Origin of the sequence: uncultured Parabacteroides sp., from assembly GCF_947855115.1 — a bacterium.
Lineage (GTDB): Bacteria > Bacteroidota > Bacteroidia > Bacteroidales > Tannerellaceae > Parabacteroides.
On sequence record NZ_CANTZW010000030.1, the window covers coordinates 24426 to 40198 of the forward strand.

A 15773-nucleotide genomic window follows, 5' to 3' on the forward strand; every position below is an offset into this window, starting at 1 on the left:
AATATTAAAAACGTTTTATTATGGGTGAAAAATTTAGAATTAATGAGTACGGAGAAATTATTCGTGAAGATTACTTCTTTAGACAAGTTCAGAACAATCAAGTGCAGTTCTTACCTTTTGAAAGAAAAGTTTGGAAGATTTATCTTCTAAGCATTATAACATTGGGCATATATGGCATTGTCGTTCAATGGGCGATGGCAAAAGAAACAAATATATCTTGTGTTGAGGATGGTAAACACACAAGAGGCTTTTGGGGAGCTCTCGGATTATCAATTATCACATTAGGTATATATGGTATTGTTTGGGCATATAAATGGTTGAATCATGAAGCAAACTATCTTGAAAGACACGGTAAATCAAAGGTGTTAACAGGTAGCACATATCTTCTGATACAGACAATAAATATTGTACTTTCATATGTAATGGCATTTTCAGGAAGTGATTTTGGCACACTTATATCTATTGTCATTGGAATAATAGTGCTTACATTACTCGTAAAACAACATAACGCAGTTAATGCTCTTTACAATGAGATTAACGACTTTGTAACCAAGGCATGAATATGACAGACCGACAACTCGTAGATAAACTCATTATTGGCGACCACCGCACAATTAAGGATTTCTTCTTTGTACGGTGCAAGCCAATGTTGATATACATCGGGCAGTACTTTTGTCAGTATAAACATACTCCGGAGGAACTTATAGGGGAATTCTATGAGTTCCTCTCTGCTGATGATTGGCACAAACTCAGGATATTCAAATACACATGCTCGTTAAATTCATATGTAACGATTATCGCCTCTCGATATTTCCAACATAAACGAGACAAGGAACTATTGCCATTAGATGAAAACATTGCCCTTGTTAAAAATTTACAAGATGATAGAAATGGAGATGCTTTCTTTATGGAAGATTTCAATAAGATTATTAGGAGATTACAACCTTTTGATAGATTCTTGGTCCAACGTATTCTTATAGATGGGGAGAAACCCGGAGATATTCTTGACGAGGCAAAACTCTTAATGGCAAAAGATGAAAGTTTGAGTACGGAAGCTAAAACCGATGCTCAATTTGCCGGATATGTTTATACTCGTTATAACCGAGTTAGAAAAGGTTTGCAAAAACAAATGATTGCGATAGGATATGGAAAATAATACAATTCAAATAAATAACTTCGAGTTACTTGGTCGAGTACTTGATGGTAAAGCAACTTCAAAGGAACGAAAGACTGTATTGTTTAATATGTCTGAGGCAATCTTTGAAGAGTGCTTTATGGTTGCCCTTCGAGCAACAACATTGTTTAATGAAAAAGTTGAGGCTTATGAAACAATTCAATAAAATATCAGATGAAGAGTTAGCTGCTTATCTTGAAGGTATGCTGTCAGAGAAAGAATCAGCAAGGATTGATGCAGCCATGGATATTGATACGCTTGAAATATTGAATGTATCTCGTAAGGCTATTAATGAATTCCCGTCTGATAATGTCATTACACTTCCATCTTGGGGGAATGTTGCAGCAGCTTCAATACGCCCGATGTATGAGCCATTAGTTATGGCGGGATTCTTAGGTGATAGTAATGCTGATGAAACTGCGGATGAGGAGTCAGATACGGATAATGATGAGTAATGAGCCTTAAAGTCAAAGAATTAAAGCAAGATATTCACAAGTCGGTTATGATTTACATAATCGGCTGTTGTTGTTTTGTGTTGGTTGCTTTGGCATCTTTATGGTTCGGATACTATGTAATCCGCTATCACAATGAGCATGAACTACCGATTCAACTTACGATTATTTCATTGGCAGGAGGTATATTATTATGGGAAATGATTAAGTCATTCCGTTTTAAGACCTCACTACCTAAAACTTTTAAGCCGATAACAGAACAGGAATATCCGGCATTGTTTGATATTATAAATGAGGTTACAACAACGCTAAATTTATCTTCCATTTGCAAGGTTTATATATCTCCCAATGCAACTGCTGCGGTATTCATTCAACCTCAATTACGCAACCTTATTTTTGAGCCCAAAAGGAATCTTGTTGTTGGTTTGGGATTCCTTACCCAAATGGATGATGATGAAATACGAGCAATGCTCTACCACGAGTTCGGTCATTATGCTCAAGAGGAGATGAAGAACTCTATTTCAGTTTACACGATTGGTCAGTTTTCACGTTCATTCGTTTCAATCAAAGAGTTAAAGAAACAAGGCACTTGGGAAATGCAGATGAAGATGCAGTTATTACTGTTTACTTATTTTGCAATATGGATCTGTAATCGCATCAACAAGGCATATTCAAAGTTAGCGAAACAAATGGAATACGATGCCGATGATGTTGCAGTTAAATATGTGGGAGCATCTACATTACAAAGGGCATTACTCCATGCTGCGTGTATTCGATACAATTATGATGTTGTTCAATGGGGTATGCAACAACTACAATCACAAAACATTATAGTTGATAATCAATATTTAGCGTTATCCTTTGTCGGGAACTACTCCCGACCATCACGCCGTCTGCTCTCTGATGAGGTTATAAAACGTGTTGAACGATTGGGAAAATTGGAAACAAAAAATACAATTGCCACAAATACAGTTCAGCAATCAGCATTATTGTTAGCAGAGGATAACGGGCAAACATCACAACAATGTCCTGCAATACAGTTCGCTCAGTGGTTACGACAGGGATTTACAATTTATACTCAACAACGGCTCTTAGAAACATCTGTTGAATTGGAAATTCATCTTGATAAACGGAAACACAAACTTCCATATTTTGACGGCTCTTACAAGTTGCTTCTTGATGATAAAGAAATCGGTTCTGGAAATTTTATAAAAGGATATACATTGAAGCGTAAAACCTCACCGGGTAAGCACAAACTTACTGCATACGCTCCATCCGGAATCATCTCGACTCCTTTTGAATTTGAGGTAGAACAAGATAAATCGTACCATATAGAAATGGATTATAAACTCCATGCGAAGGATGGAATTTATGATGTGTTTGGCTATTTGATAAAAGATAATGTGTAATTAAACTGTGAATTTAAATTATGAATGACAATCATGAATATAACCCTTTAGAAATAAAAGAAGGATTAATTCCGAGGTTTATAAATTGGTGTAAAGGTAAAGTCAAATCAATCATAACAGTAGGAAGCATTGGATTGATTTTTGCTGGTATACAAACTTATAAAACTGTTTTTGCACCGGATATAGCATCAGAGATTAATGAAATAATCAATTTAGCCATACGAGAATACAATGCAATAGAACCTGTTAGTGTTCCAGATTCACTAACTAAATATGATTATGAAGTTCAATTACTTAAGTCATATCAGGATGAATTTGAAATATATAAATTATACTTGCAAGCTTTAAACATAAAGGATGTTAGTGAAGATAATGAAGCAATTAAGTTTCATTTGTATCAATATCGATACGAAAATATGTTGGCATATGGAATAGAATCACAAAGGATACTAGAAAAAGCACAAAAAGTATTCATGTATGAAAAGGATAGCATTAAAAACAAAAAATTTGGGAAAACTATAAATGCTGATTTAATGTATTTAATCCTTGATATGCAGAAAAAATCCAATAATGAAAAACAAATTGCTTTGACAGATTTTTCTTTTTATAAGAATCGTGGTTGGAATAAATTGACATCAAAAGAAAAACAACGAGTATTTGAGATTCTAGACCAAGGTTATGCAAGTGAATCATCTTTAAAAACCATTGAATTGCAAAATGAATTTTATAAATCTTTATATATAGCAGTTAGTATACGATTAAGAGAAATAATACGGAAATCTAAGTAAAAGCATATAAACGGCATAATCTCAATGATAGATTTTGCCGTTTGTTTTTCTCATAATTAAAACGGGAAATTATGAAAAGAATACTATTACTTACCGCAATGATTTTTGGTTTGACTACAGTGACCTACGCTCAAAGTGATTATTACATCAAAAAAGCGCAGAGTTACCAGCGTGAATCCGAGTATTACCAAAAGAAGGCAGAAGGTTACCGAAAGGAAGCTACCTATTATCTTAAAAAGGCTGAAGGATACCAGCGAGAAGCTGCCTATTACACAAAGCGAGGAGATATAGATCGTGCAAAGACTCAAACTCGTTATGCGGAAGATGCTATGGATAAGTATAAGACACAACTGAGATATGCGGCAGAAGCTGATGAAAAAGCAGCAATGTATCTTCGTTGGGCAGCAGAAGCATTAAAGAAACATTAATACTTACAACTATGAATAATCGTATAGCACCTGATTATGTTACATCTCTGAAAGAGAATGAAATCTTTGTGTTGGGTTGCCGTCGTTCGGGCAGACATTGGGAAGGTGCAGCCGCTTTTGCACTGGAAAACTTTGGGGCAATATTCGGACAAGGAGATGGCACACAAGGTAAATCATATGCTATAGTAACCGCAGGAGTTGGTTTAGCCGATATAAAAGTTGCAGTTAAGAGATTTACACAATATGCAATAGAACATTCAGAACAAAATTTCTTGGTTACTCCCATAGGTTGCGGCTTAGGTAGATGGCGGGTTCCTCAAATTGCTCCTATGTTTCGTGATACTTCATTGCTAAATAATGTCTGGCTACCCAAAGAGTTTTGGGATGAATTGAATTTCTCAGGTTTTTAAGATATTTCCTAGAATATCCTCATTTAATCAACTACCAAGACTCGTTGGAGAATTTGGCGTTTTTTTCTTTTTCCACGATAGAATCTCATACAATCACATCTCATATTATCAAATCAACAATAAAAGTATAAAAGAAGATGGAACAGGAAACTATTAGATTTGAGCAAAAAAATAACGAAGTATGCGTGTATGGTTATCCAGAATTGAAAGACCACAAAGGTATTCTTGCAGGCGATGGAATAGTTTTTTTCTTTGGCGAAGGCTGGCGAAATAATGAATTATATGTAACCAATACGATTATAAGGAAATTTCGTAAGTTAGCAACTACTGATGGTGAATTGTTGGTTGATGACAATGATATTGACTATGATGCGATAGCCAAGGAGTGCAAAAATGGAATTGCTAATACACAAGCCAAAGTTATACGCTATGCAGGACTCAATCGGTGGGACGGATTTAAAGATGGTCTAGGCGCCATTACATGGACGCTTTATCCTGACGGGTGATATTTTGCCGATGAGGATGGCTTTGGGATGGAAGATAATGGCGAAGAGGTGGTATATGCAATAATCGACACCGACCTGAATATAATCGAGCCATTCCGCCCGATAAAGGATGTCTCAGCATATTTGAAAGAAATAAGGAAGAATTATCGTAAATCAGTAACAATTAATATTAAAGCATGAAGAAAGTAACATTCAAAGAGTATTTCTCCACCTTGTTAGGCGGCATATGGCAGGCTGTTTTGTGGATTGTCGGACTATTCGGATATAAAGACGAAAGTTCATTCGGGAAAGTGATAAAACGCATATTTGCATTGTGCATAACCATTCTACTGATGTTGTTTACTGGTTGCATTTTGTATGCTTTTACTACAGAAGTGGTATATGATAAATGGATAAGACCACATGTCTATAATAGGGTATGGGAAGAAAAGCATATAAGCAATCACATTGTATTTCAACAACTGTATTATTCAAATGAAGGTAGGGTATTTGATGAAAATAAAAAAAAGTAATTCTCAAAGATGTTGATTGGGTCGTAACTTCCGATGATAAGGATTCATTGGCGGTATTTGCAAGAAATGGCAAACGTGGGTATATCAATCGCTTTACCGGAAAGATTACCGTTCCTGAGAACTATACTCGTGCATGGATATTTTCTGAAGGACTGGCAGCTGTTGAGAAAGATGGAGAACTGCTATTTATCGACCACTCCGGCAAGGTTGTTATTGACAGGGACTTCCAAGTGCATTTTGACAATCCGAAATATGCTTTCAAGAACGGATATTGCATGATAAAGAATCCTGTTGATGGAAAAATGGGGTTGATTGACAGAAACGGTAATTGGGTCTTGAACGCAGAATACGATAATCTGTTCAACAATGAAGGATTCTGGCAGGTGGAGAAAGATGGCTGCATCGGACTATATACGGCAGAACTGGATGTAATGTTTCCTGTTGAAAATACTGGAATCTGTGTGTATGACGATGCCATTGAAGTCCGTCATGCAGACCATACGGCAAAGCGTTACGACTATGAAGGGAATATAGTTGTTGATTTCGTAATTGATGAGGTAAGCAATATGCAGTATGAAACAACAGAACTTCGCAATGGTGTAGAATCTGTCGATAATGAATGTTTGGACAATAAAATTTATGGGATAGCCGATTGCCAGCGATATTTGGTTCGAAGCGGAAATTACAACACCCCCGATTACTATGGACTGCTGAACCGTAACGGCAAGACCATAACTCTACCGATATACACATCAATCGAAGCCATAGGTAAGGATCGGTATCTTTGCCAACCGGACGGCGTGATTGTCAATAATCAGGGAGAAATCATAAATTAAAGAATCCAGCCAAACTAACCTATTAAAGAGTGTCAGATAAAGAAATTACTTTGCTGACACTCTTCTTTTATTTAAAAGAATGGACCAAACTTTTTGTTACTTATATTTTGCGTTGCATATAATGATTCAAATTGTTATTATTTTGTTACTCATTTATTGTATTGTCATTTTATATATCTTATAATCATTGCTATATATTATTGATTTATCTTGGAGGGAAAGGAATATAAAATCAACCCAGACAGCCATTATTGAGTTCGGCTTTACTTTATTGGCAGGGTGTACATATTAGAATAAAGCAAAGTCATAAAGACGTTATAGGGAAATTTTCATCTTCTCCCCTTTTATCGGATAACCAGAATACTGATATCGTTTATGGTAGCAGTCGAAATGCCAATTTCATTTGTATATACGACACGGCTTGCCGTGCAGTTTCAACAGGTATCTGTTGCGAGATATGCCAAGGTATAACCTCCACTCCGTTATGGTTGTACATTGGCGCTCTCGCCGGCTCAGCCACTTAGTCGGTGCGGTACTCGCCGGCTCGCACCTTAACCCGTTATAATATTAGATTCCCATGGAAAAAGAAATAATAAAACAAACAGAACAGAACGAGACTCCGGACAATAGGAGAACCGTATTTATCGGGGCCAAAGTCAGCCCCCGACAGAAAGAACATATCAAGTCACTGGCCGAACAATGCGGAATGACCGTGAGCGATTATCTGCTTGCACGGGCATATAATTATTAGCCAAAGGCAAGACTCTCCAAAGAGGAAGCTGCACTGCTGCAGAATCTGGACAACTGCCGTGCTGACCTGGTGAAATACACGTCAGCCCTTCATGGTATGAGTGCAAGCCAACGGCATATGATGTTCAACCAGATTCCATTTATGGTGAACTGGCTGAAGGAGCTTGGCAATGTGGCAGAAAATATCTGCCAGTTCCTCAACTCCGTAAAAGAGCCGAACAGTATTCCAACCAATAATAAAACTGAAGAATCATGATCGCAAAGGCTAAAGCAATATCGCATGGTATAAACGACATCCGTTATATAACCGGCGAATCACATAATAAAAAACATCCGGAAAAAATCTATCGGGTATTGGACAATATGATGCCATCGGAACCAGATGCAATGGGTGTCTGGAATTCCATGCAGCTTACCCTTTCTCGCTTCCGTCCGGTGAAGAACTCAGTCATCAGGATTGAACTTAGTCCGTCACCCGAACATACCAAGGACTTCACCATTGAAGACTGGCAAAAACTTTGGCAGGATTTCTCTACAGAGTTTGACAAACAGGTGTTCAAAGACAAGAACGGGAAAGTACGAAACTGTCCGACCAATCTGGCCAACGCAAATACACAGTCTGGCTCCATATGGAATCCAATAGCGGAGTTCCTCATCTTCATGCTGCTGTCTGCCGGATGGATGAAGACGGACAGATCAACAACGACCACAATATACACCTTCGTGCCCAATGGGCAGCGGAAAGAGTGGCAAAGAAACGTGGATGGACAACAGCAAAACAAGTAAGAAATATCAACATACCATTAGTTACACGGGATTGTATGAATGTCCTTAAATCAATGTCATCATGGTCATGGGATGAATACAAAGCAGCATTGACAAAGAAAGGATACACCATACATGAGCGAAAGGACGATGATGGTATTCTTCACGGATATGCTATAATGAAAGGAAAGACGAAATACAAAGCTTCCGATCTGGGTATTGGTAGAAACCTGATGGTTTCAAAACTTCCTGCCACATGGGAGATACTTCATTATAGGTCAGGCATTGCAGCGAATAACAAACCTAAAGACACTGATTCGAAACAGATTCAGAAGCCATCGGCATCCGCTGATTACACCCAATATAAGATCTACAATTCGAATACGGTTCCCTATACATTGAGTCACGAAGGTCAGGAACATCGGTTCTACATTCCAGAAAAAGTACTCAACCATTTTAACGATGAATTTGATTATTGTTTCGTCTCCAATTCACAGGAGTTAACCGATATGGCAGTAGCAATATTTGTCGAATTGCTGGAAGTTCCTAATGCACCAACCGGAGGTGGTGGTGGTTCACAAAGCGAATTGCCATGGAGAGATAAGGACGAGGATGATCTCTTATGGGCAAAAAAATGTGCCCGTGCTGCTATTCGTACCTTAGGAAAGAAACCGCAAACTGGATTAAAACGATGAGCTTATGAAAAAGAAATTTGATTTTACCGCTGAAATGAATGAAGCACAGGCTACCAAAAGTACTCCTCAAAATGAATATCTTGAGGAGGAAAAACGTCTGCTTGGTATAAACGTAAAAGAACTTGCCGAGTTGAATGACAATGTGTATGGATTGAGGACGGATCTTACCGCATTGGTAGATTTATTAGGAAAATACAAACTGTCTATTACTCAGGATACGCAAGAGCAGGCTGTAAAATTTGGCAATACCATTCTTGGCCAGTTCATTGATCAAATTGAAACCAAGTGTACAGAGGCAGAGCAGAGGATTGCTCAAATGGATAACCGTATTTCTCTATCACATAAAGCATTTTATATTTTGATTGTTATTCTAATTGCCTTATCCTCTTTCTTGGTCTGTATGATAGTGGCGAATGTAGAATTTTTGCATTCTTGGTTAATTTGGAGGATGGTTGCTGTATGTGGGCTTATAGCGATCTTAGGGATTACGATGGTGATGGTAGTGTCGTATTTTTTACTAAAGTAAAAATATATTAAGATAGTCTCAACTGGTAAACTTTAATCTACCAGTTGAGAATTCTTTTTTTAATAATTCCCTATATACATTTAATCACGAACAACTAAGGACCAACCCTTTATACTTTCCTCCAATTCCAGAATGAGTTTTATTATCAACCAAATTAAATTGGATTTTAAATTCCATTTTGGCTGCAACAGCTTTTATACAACTAATAATGTTAAAATAAGAATTATCTTTAACTTCAGTATTTAAAAAACTACTATTAGTACATGGAATAAAAAGGTATTCATTATCATTTAACATACTAATACTTCTTTCCCTATCAGTATATGTATCAATTCTATCATCATTACCATATGGTGAAATCGCAAAAACTAATTTAGCTCCTTTTGCTATTAATGATAATAATGATTTTAGATCAGCAGAAAATAAGTTTGACTTATTAGCAAAATAAACCATTAAAATATCACACATATCAATATCAAAACTACATAAGTTATATGGTAACCATAGTTTATCACTATCAGTTAACCCTTGCTGAAGTAAAATATGGTATTGTTCTATAGCCCATTCTTTTAGTATTTGAGTTTCAACTTTTCCATCACGTTTAGCTGTTTCTGGTTTCGTAGAAACATATCCCATATAGAACCCCATTCCACTATTACAAGAAAAAGTTGATAATCCTCCTACAGTATGAATATCCATATATGAAGAATGTTGTTGATAAAGTGTATTTAATGCAGCCAGACCAACAATTTTTCCATTGTGATAAATATAACGTAATCGATTATAATTACTATTTATATAATTTACATACCTCTGATTTTCATGATGGTTTGCATATGTTGCATCAATTAACCATTGACGTTTATCCAAGCTTTCAGAAACAATATTAACATGAACTTTGCCAAAAGAATGTCCTAGTTCTTTGTAATACACATCCACATCAAGTCCTGCAGTAATATTTGCCAAAACATCCTTAAAAGGCACGTTAAAATCTTTTACACCAGACATCCCTGAATGCACTTGTACAATGTTTTTCCAGATTACCTCTTTAGGATTAAGGCATACTTTTATTATTGTGCTTACATTCATACTACTACCATTACATTGTGACACAATTGGACGTAAGCATAAACCATTAGGAAAACGTAATTTAATATTGCTATTTAATGATTCATTATATTTCCTAGTCTCAACAATAACTTCAGAGGCAATCATAAAAATAGAATAAAAGCCTATTCCAAATTGACCTACAGATTTAAATCCAGAAGATGCCAAACCTGGATTTTCTTCTTTAGCTAAGTCTGAAGCCCAAAAGCTCTTTCCAAAATTCAATAAATAGTCTTTTATGGTTTGCATAGACATGCCGATACCATTATCTTTAACAATTAACCATTGATTATTATCTTTTTCTTCAATATAAACATCAATACGACCTTCAAAGCCTTCTTCCAAATATTTTCTAGCAACAATGGCATCTCTTGCATTTTGTATTAGCTCACGTACAACATACTCTACTTTTTTTTCTTTCCCATATAATTTTTCCCCTCCGAGAGTCTTTATAACCCCTTCAATATTACTAATATGAATATTAGCATCACAAGGGAACCATCCACATGTCTTTACATATCTACATAATTCTTCTCTTGATCCAGCACCACTTACCCGACGTGCCTGAAAAGGTATCGGAGACGGAAGATTATTTAAAACTTCATAGGATTGAATAAGCTCATTGTTAAGAACCATAACAGCATCGTAAACAACATTCCATGCTGCATAATCTGATTCTGAAAAAGCAATATTTGAAGCAATAATAACATTAGATTTATTTGTTGTGTCAATATCTATTTGAGATAATTTATTTTGGGCTTCCCAATGATTCCGAGAAACTCCATTTATATCTAATAATTTTAAAAGATAGTCTGGCGCTCTACCTGAATCAATATGTCCCGCATCTGCACATCTCAAAAGACAAGCTAATCTCAATGGATTTATTCGCCAGTCTACAGGAAAACCTGCCAAAGCAGGGATTTGATTTCCTAACGTCTTGACTTTATCCATATTCCAATGATGACTTGCTGCAATATCACCTATAACTTGCCATAAATGTTTCCTTAATTCATCATCTTCTATAATGTAAAACGTGGATCCATTTTCTCTATCAAAAATCTGATTACATAAATCCTTTGCGTATTTAGCATGGAGATAACGAATAGTTCTAAAATCAGTTTCATATTCTTTTTCTTCATCAGTCATATCTGATTTAGAAATATAATCTGAATGAAAGTCTTTCCATTCAGTGGTAGAGCGCAATGAATCCTTACCCCCTACTGCTATATAAGACAATGCTGCATCATGTATAAGAAATGAACATCCTAAAATAAAGCCTTCCAAAGGATTTAATTGATAATCCTTTCCTGCAATTATACTTGCAACTTGCCAAAGACTATCAACATGAGTTATATCATGTATTGTTAATGAAGGAAAATCTATTCTAATTTTATTGAGTAGAAATGATGCATTATTATGTGCTATTTCAAACGCATTAGTTAATCTTCCTCTTAATGCAATATGCCCGTATTTATCATTGAATGCTTCTTTCCAAAGTGTAGTATCTTTATAAGTCATCATAATTCATTTAATAAAAATTGATTTTGTATATTCAGGCTACCCCACCATATCGTTGGCTGATATAATTAAACACAACGTCACGATAATAAGTAATGCTTTCATCTGAATAACTTTCAGGTAGTTCTTGCCATAGTAAATCCCTTATTGCAATAACAATAGAAGCTTTTGTCTCCTGTTTGTCAAACGGATGATCCATTGTTTTAAACATAGACTTTATTTTACCCAATAAGTCTTTGGCTACATTTTTCAGCTTTCTAATATCTTCTTTTGACAAATCGTCTTTAAACAATACATCGTACAAAGAAAGCTGTTCATCATTTTCAAATCCCTCTCTGATGTAACGTTTTTCTTCTTCTGACAACTCTTCTGTAAGGTGTATCAAATCTTCAAAAGTCTTTTCAATGCTTGCCCTATTCTGTTCAGCATTATAGTTGTGAATGATTTCCTGATACTTCTCGTAGAAATTGATTCTGGAAGAATTAGCTGCCATCATCTGAACAATACGTTCCAGCAGTAATTCCTGGATATCCTTCATTATCAATTTCTTTTCTCTCTTTTTTGCAAACTCCCGCCTAAGTAAATCAAAGTCGATTTTACTGATATCAAAACGACGGTTCGAAGCACTTTCCGCTACTATACTGTCAGCATCCAGTTCCAAATGCTCATCAACAATGGCATTAATCGCTACGCTTAGATTAGTGATGTCAGCATGTTTGCGTTTTTTCTGCAGCTCTTTATAGATTGCCTCAAGTGCATCCTTGCTCTGTTTCATTTCCTGCGTGATATCATCACGATCGAGGAACTTCCATAATTTCAGCAAAATAGTGATGTATGTACAGTAGCTTTTACGTATTTCAATCGGTTCACATACAGCATCTGCCCCAGTTCTCAACAGCGACAGTTTTAAGAATGTATCGGCATCAATCAGTTCCTGCAGTTCAAAATCATGTTCTTTAAGAAAAGCTGTTGCCGCAAAAATTGTTTCTGTCACATGCTTAATCAGTTCCTGTTTATCAATTGTCGGATCATTACCATCGGCTCCACCTTCCGGACTGGCTGTATAGTCTGCCAATGCTTTACGAAGCGCCTTTACAATTCCTATATAATCTATGATCAAGCCATTGTCTTTACCGTCAGCCACACGGTTTGCACGTGCAATAGTCTGCATCAGTGTATGAGCTTTCATTGGTTTGTCGATATAAAGGCATGAAAGCGACTTGACATCAAATCCGGTCAGCCACATTGCACAGACAAATACCACACGTAATGGATTCTCGGTGTTTTTGAACTCTTTGTCAAGCTCGCGTTTTTCCATTTTTTCACGATGCGGCAAAATATCAAGTCTCCATTTCCGGAATGTCTGTATTTCGTTCTGCTCTTGTGAAACGACAACTGCCATTTCTGTTTGTTGCATCCAATCCAGTTTACGTTTCAACTCCTGTACTTCCTGCTGATACGTGGATTTGGATATTTGTTTTTCCAATGACTCTTTTTCTTTCTGCCAATATTCCTGTACATAGTTGTACATGCGTACGCAAGTCACCTTGTTGTAGCACACTACCATTGCTTTTCCCGAAGTCCACAAGTCACTGTAATGACGCACAAAATCCTGCGCTACAATTCTGAGTCGTTTCGGTGCTGTAAGCAAATGTACCTCTTTAGCAAACTCACGTTCCAATTTTACCTGTTGCGAGGCATCAATTTCGCCAGCCTGTTCCAAAACGGCAACAATTTCTTCATTGATTTCCGGATTCTTCAGTTCCTTCAAACGTTCGCCACGATTCTCGTAATATAATGGCACTGTAGCCTTATCGTCAACAGCACGTTTGAAGTCGTATATACTGACATATCCACCAAAAGTTCTTGCAGTTATATTGTCATCACGCAGCAGAGGTGTGCCGGTGAATCCGATTCGGTTGGCTGTAGGCAGCAAATGCAGAAGATTTTCGGCGAATACTCCATTTTGCGTACGGTGCGCCTCATCACTGATTACAATAATATCATGGTCAGGATAAATTGGTTCAGCATCAGGCTTGTTGAATTTCTGAATCAGGGAGAATATGAAAGAAGGATTACCTTTCAATTTCGTTATCAAGTCATCCCCGCTGCTTGCAATGAAACTTTTGGCTTTCACATTCCCAAGCACGCCACAATTTTCAAATGTATCACTGATTTGTTTGTTCAGTTCTTCTCGGTCAGTCAGGATTACGATAGTTGGCGAACCTGCAAATTTCCGTCTGATTTTACAAGCAAGAAACAGCATTGAATAACTTTTACCGCTTCCTTGTGTATGCCAGAAAACCCCTAATTTTCCGTTTACATATTCACGGTTTTTATACATCTCTACGGCCTGGTTCACTCCCAGATACTGATGGTTTCGCGCCATAATTTTCACCGTTTTTCCGTCGGAGTGGTCATACAAGATATAGTTTTCCAGCAAGTCAAGGAAATTTTCTTTTTTACAGATACCACGCAGCATAGTCGGAAGCTCTATGTTTCCATTATCCAATTCTGTAAGTCGTTTCCACTCATGGAAAAATTTCCATTTAGAATCAATGGTACCGACACGGGCTTCCAATCCGTTACTGAAAATGATAAAGGCATTATGATAGAACAACTGCGGTATGGTGTCCAGATAGTCCCGGCAATTCTCATTAAAAGCATTCTCCTCTTCCACATTATGGTTCTTCAGCTCAACAAACAGCAATGGTATGCCGTTTACAAATCCCACAATATCCGCTCTGCGCCTATATAGCGCACCGTAAACCCAAAGTTCCCTGACACATAGAAAGTCATTATTGTCAGCATTTTCGAAATCTATGACTATAGCTTTTATTTCTTCCGATGTACCATCCGGTTTTATGCGTTTTACAGGTATGCCATCACGGATAAACTGATATTTCTGCTCGTTTATCTGCATCAGAGTCTGACTGCTCATACGTTCCGTCATTCTTTCTATAGCTTCAGCAATCTGCTTGTCGTTTATCCACGGATTCAGCTTTTTCAAGGCAAGTCGGAATCGCTGTGTAAGCAATACTTCATGATAACTGTTACGACAAAGTGTACCGTTTTCTCCCAATACCTCTTTGTCGTATGCATAAACAGAAGTCCAGCCAAGTTCTGTTTCCATTAACCCGGCGGCACTTCGCTGTATGAGTCGGTCTTCGCTGTAGTCGGTTGACATGATTTAATTCAAATTAGTTTTAACCTAAAGTACGTAGTTTCTTTTGTAAATACCAAATAATAATCCCGCAATATGGATAATACTTTTCCTTTGTTCCTTCTTCATCTTTCACTGAATGCTTTTCACTGTATTTCTTTAAAAACAGTTCCAGAGTTTTCTTATCCCAGCTTTTCCCTTTTCTACAAGTTGAATTGATTTTACAGATAACCTCGGTCAACATTGAAAGTCTATTCTTACACAGCAGTTTTGTATTCAGATTAAGAACATCATTCATCTCACCATTGTACACATCATTTGTTGAAGATATTTTTCCATTGGAACTGTATCTGACAGTTTCAATAAATTGTTTATCAATTGGACTAAACGAAATATCCTTCGATCCTTTTAATCTATCACAGTGATCTTGCGTTCCAATATGACCGGGACAACATGCCACCATATTCGTGTAATCCAGTTTTAAATCGTCATGCAGTTCTCTACTTTTGATATGTTCTATACGATGGTCCTCATTAGTATATACAAAGTTTACTCCGTCTTTTTTATATATTTTATCTTTCGTAGGTATCCTTCGCATACAATAGGCACATATATATCCCTGTTCTTTCAATAGTGATTGGACTAATTCTGGAATAGCCTGATAATCTACTCCTGGAGTGTTCCTATACTCAGTCCACTCTTTCGGCTCTTTATTTTTTGTAATCAGAATCATA

At 36.7% G+C, this 15773-nt stretch carries 15 protein-coding genes and 2 pseudogenes; 14 read left to right on the forward strand and 3 right to left on the reverse strand.

The genetic code is table 11. The features are described from left to right. The first annotated feature begins 20 nt into the window (after window positions 1-20). The 14 genes and pseudogenes from Q0110_RS15300 to Q0110_RS15365 all read left to right on the forward strand — a co-directional run bounded on the left by Q0110_RS15300 (window position 21) and on the right by Q0110_RS15365 (window position 9251). The gene (locus tag Q0110_RS15300; protein ID WP_297908294.1) at window positions 21-560 is read left to right on the forward strand and encodes a DUF4234 domain-containing protein; all 540 of its coding nucleotides are present in this window, start codon (window positions 21-23) and stop codon (window positions 558-560) included. 2 nt (window positions 561-562) lie between these two features. Next, window positions 563-1156, forward strand: a complete 594-nt coding sequence (locus tag Q0110_RS15305) for a hypothetical protein (protein WP_297908297.1) — start codon at window positions 563-565, stop codon at window positions 1154-1156. Beyond that, window positions 1146-1340 carry a hypothetical protein gene (locus Q0110_RS15310; protein ID WP_297908299.1) on the forward strand — a complete coding sequence of 65 codons (195 nt, stop codon included), beginning with the start codon at window positions 1146-1148 and terminating at the stop codon, window positions 1338-1340. Before Q0110_RS15305 ends, Q0110_RS15310 begins: the two co-directional genes overlap by 11 nt. Continuing rightward, complete coding sequence (locus Q0110_RS15315) at window positions 1324-1629, forward strand: hypothetical protein (protein ID WP_297908302.1); 306 nt, start codon at window positions 1324-1326, stop codon at window positions 1627-1629. Before Q0110_RS15310 ends, Q0110_RS15315 begins: the two co-directional genes overlap by 17 nt. Further along, entirely contained in the window at window positions 1629-3035 is a 1407-nt protein-coding gene (locus Q0110_RS15320; RefSeq protein WP_297908304.1) for a M48 family metallopeptidase, read from the forward strand. The genes Q0110_RS15315 and Q0110_RS15320 overlap by 1 nt, the downstream gene beginning before the upstream one ends. Window positions 3036-3055: 20 nt before the next feature. After that, the gene (locus tag Q0110_RS15325; RefSeq protein ID WP_297908307.1) at window positions 3056-3823 is read left to right on the forward strand and encodes a hypothetical protein; all 768 of its coding nucleotides are present in this window, start codon (window positions 3056-3058) and stop codon (window positions 3821-3823) included. A gap of 71 nt (window positions 3824-3894) precedes the next feature. Beyond that, window positions 3895-4251 (forward strand): hypothetical protein, encoded by a 357-nt coding sequence (locus tag Q0110_RS15330; protein ID WP_297908310.1) that lies wholly within the window; start codon window positions 3895-3897, stop codon window positions 4249-4251. An 11-nt stretch (window positions 4252-4262) separates the two neighbouring features. Next, window positions 4263-4661, forward strand: a complete 399-nt coding sequence (locus Q0110_RS15335) for a hypothetical protein (protein WP_297908312.1) — start codon at window positions 4263-4265, stop codon at window positions 4659-4661. Between the two features lie 137 nt (window positions 4662-4798). Then, complete coding sequence (locus tag Q0110_RS15340) at window positions 4799-5167, forward strand: hypothetical protein (protein ID WP_297908315.1); 369 nt, start codon at window positions 4799-4801, stop codon at window positions 5165-5167. Between the two features lie 176 nt (window positions 5168-5343). Beyond that, the gene (locus Q0110_RS15345; RefSeq protein ID WP_297908318.1) at window positions 5344-5679 is read left to right on the forward strand and encodes a hypothetical protein; all 336 of its coding nucleotides are present in this window, start codon (window positions 5344-5346) and stop codon (window positions 5677-5679) included. Between the two features lie 47 nt (window positions 5680-5726). Beyond that, entirely contained in the window at window positions 5727-6515 is a 789-nt protein-coding gene (locus Q0110_RS15350; RefSeq protein WP_297908321.1) for a WG repeat-containing protein, read from the forward strand. A gap of 577 nt (window positions 6516-7092) precedes the next feature. Beyond that, window positions 7093-7521, forward strand: a pseudogene (locus tag Q0110_RS15355) (metalloproteinase). Next, a pseudogene (locus Q0110_RS15360) lies at window positions 7518-8725 on the forward strand (relaxase). Before Q0110_RS15355 ends, Q0110_RS15360 begins: the two co-directional pseudogenes overlap by 4 nt. Window positions 8726-8729: 4 nt before the next feature. Continuing rightward, the gene (locus Q0110_RS15365) at window positions 8730-9251 is read left to right on the forward strand and encodes a hypothetical protein (protein WP_297908323.1); all 522 of its coding nucleotides are present in this window, start codon (window positions 8730-8732) and stop codon (window positions 9249-9251) included. Between the two features lie 84 nt (window positions 9252-9335). Here Q0110_RS15365 and Q0110_RS15370 read toward each other — a convergent pair whose 3' ends face one another. From Q0110_RS15370 to Q0110_RS15380, 3 genes are read right to left on the reverse strand one after another with little or no spacing between them, the layout of a single operon-like run. Then, window positions 9336-11879 carry an ATP-binding protein gene (locus tag Q0110_RS15370; protein ID WP_297908326.1) on the reverse strand — a complete coding sequence of 848 codons (2544 nt, stop codon included), beginning with the start codon at window positions 11877-11879 and terminating at the stop codon, window positions 9336-9338. A 31-nt stretch (window positions 11880-11910) separates the two neighbouring features. Next, complete coding sequence (locus Q0110_RS15375; protein ID WP_297908329.1) at window positions 11911-15063, reverse strand: type I restriction endonuclease subunit R; 3153 nt, start codon at window positions 15061-15063, stop codon at window positions 11911-11913. Between the two features lie 19 nt (window positions 15064-15082). Then, window positions 15083-15772 carry a hypothetical protein gene (locus Q0110_RS15380; protein WP_297908332.1) on the reverse strand — a complete coding sequence of 230 codons (690 nt, stop codon included), beginning with the start codon at window positions 15770-15772 and terminating at the stop codon, window positions 15083-15085. Window position 15773: the final 1 nt, after the last annotated feature.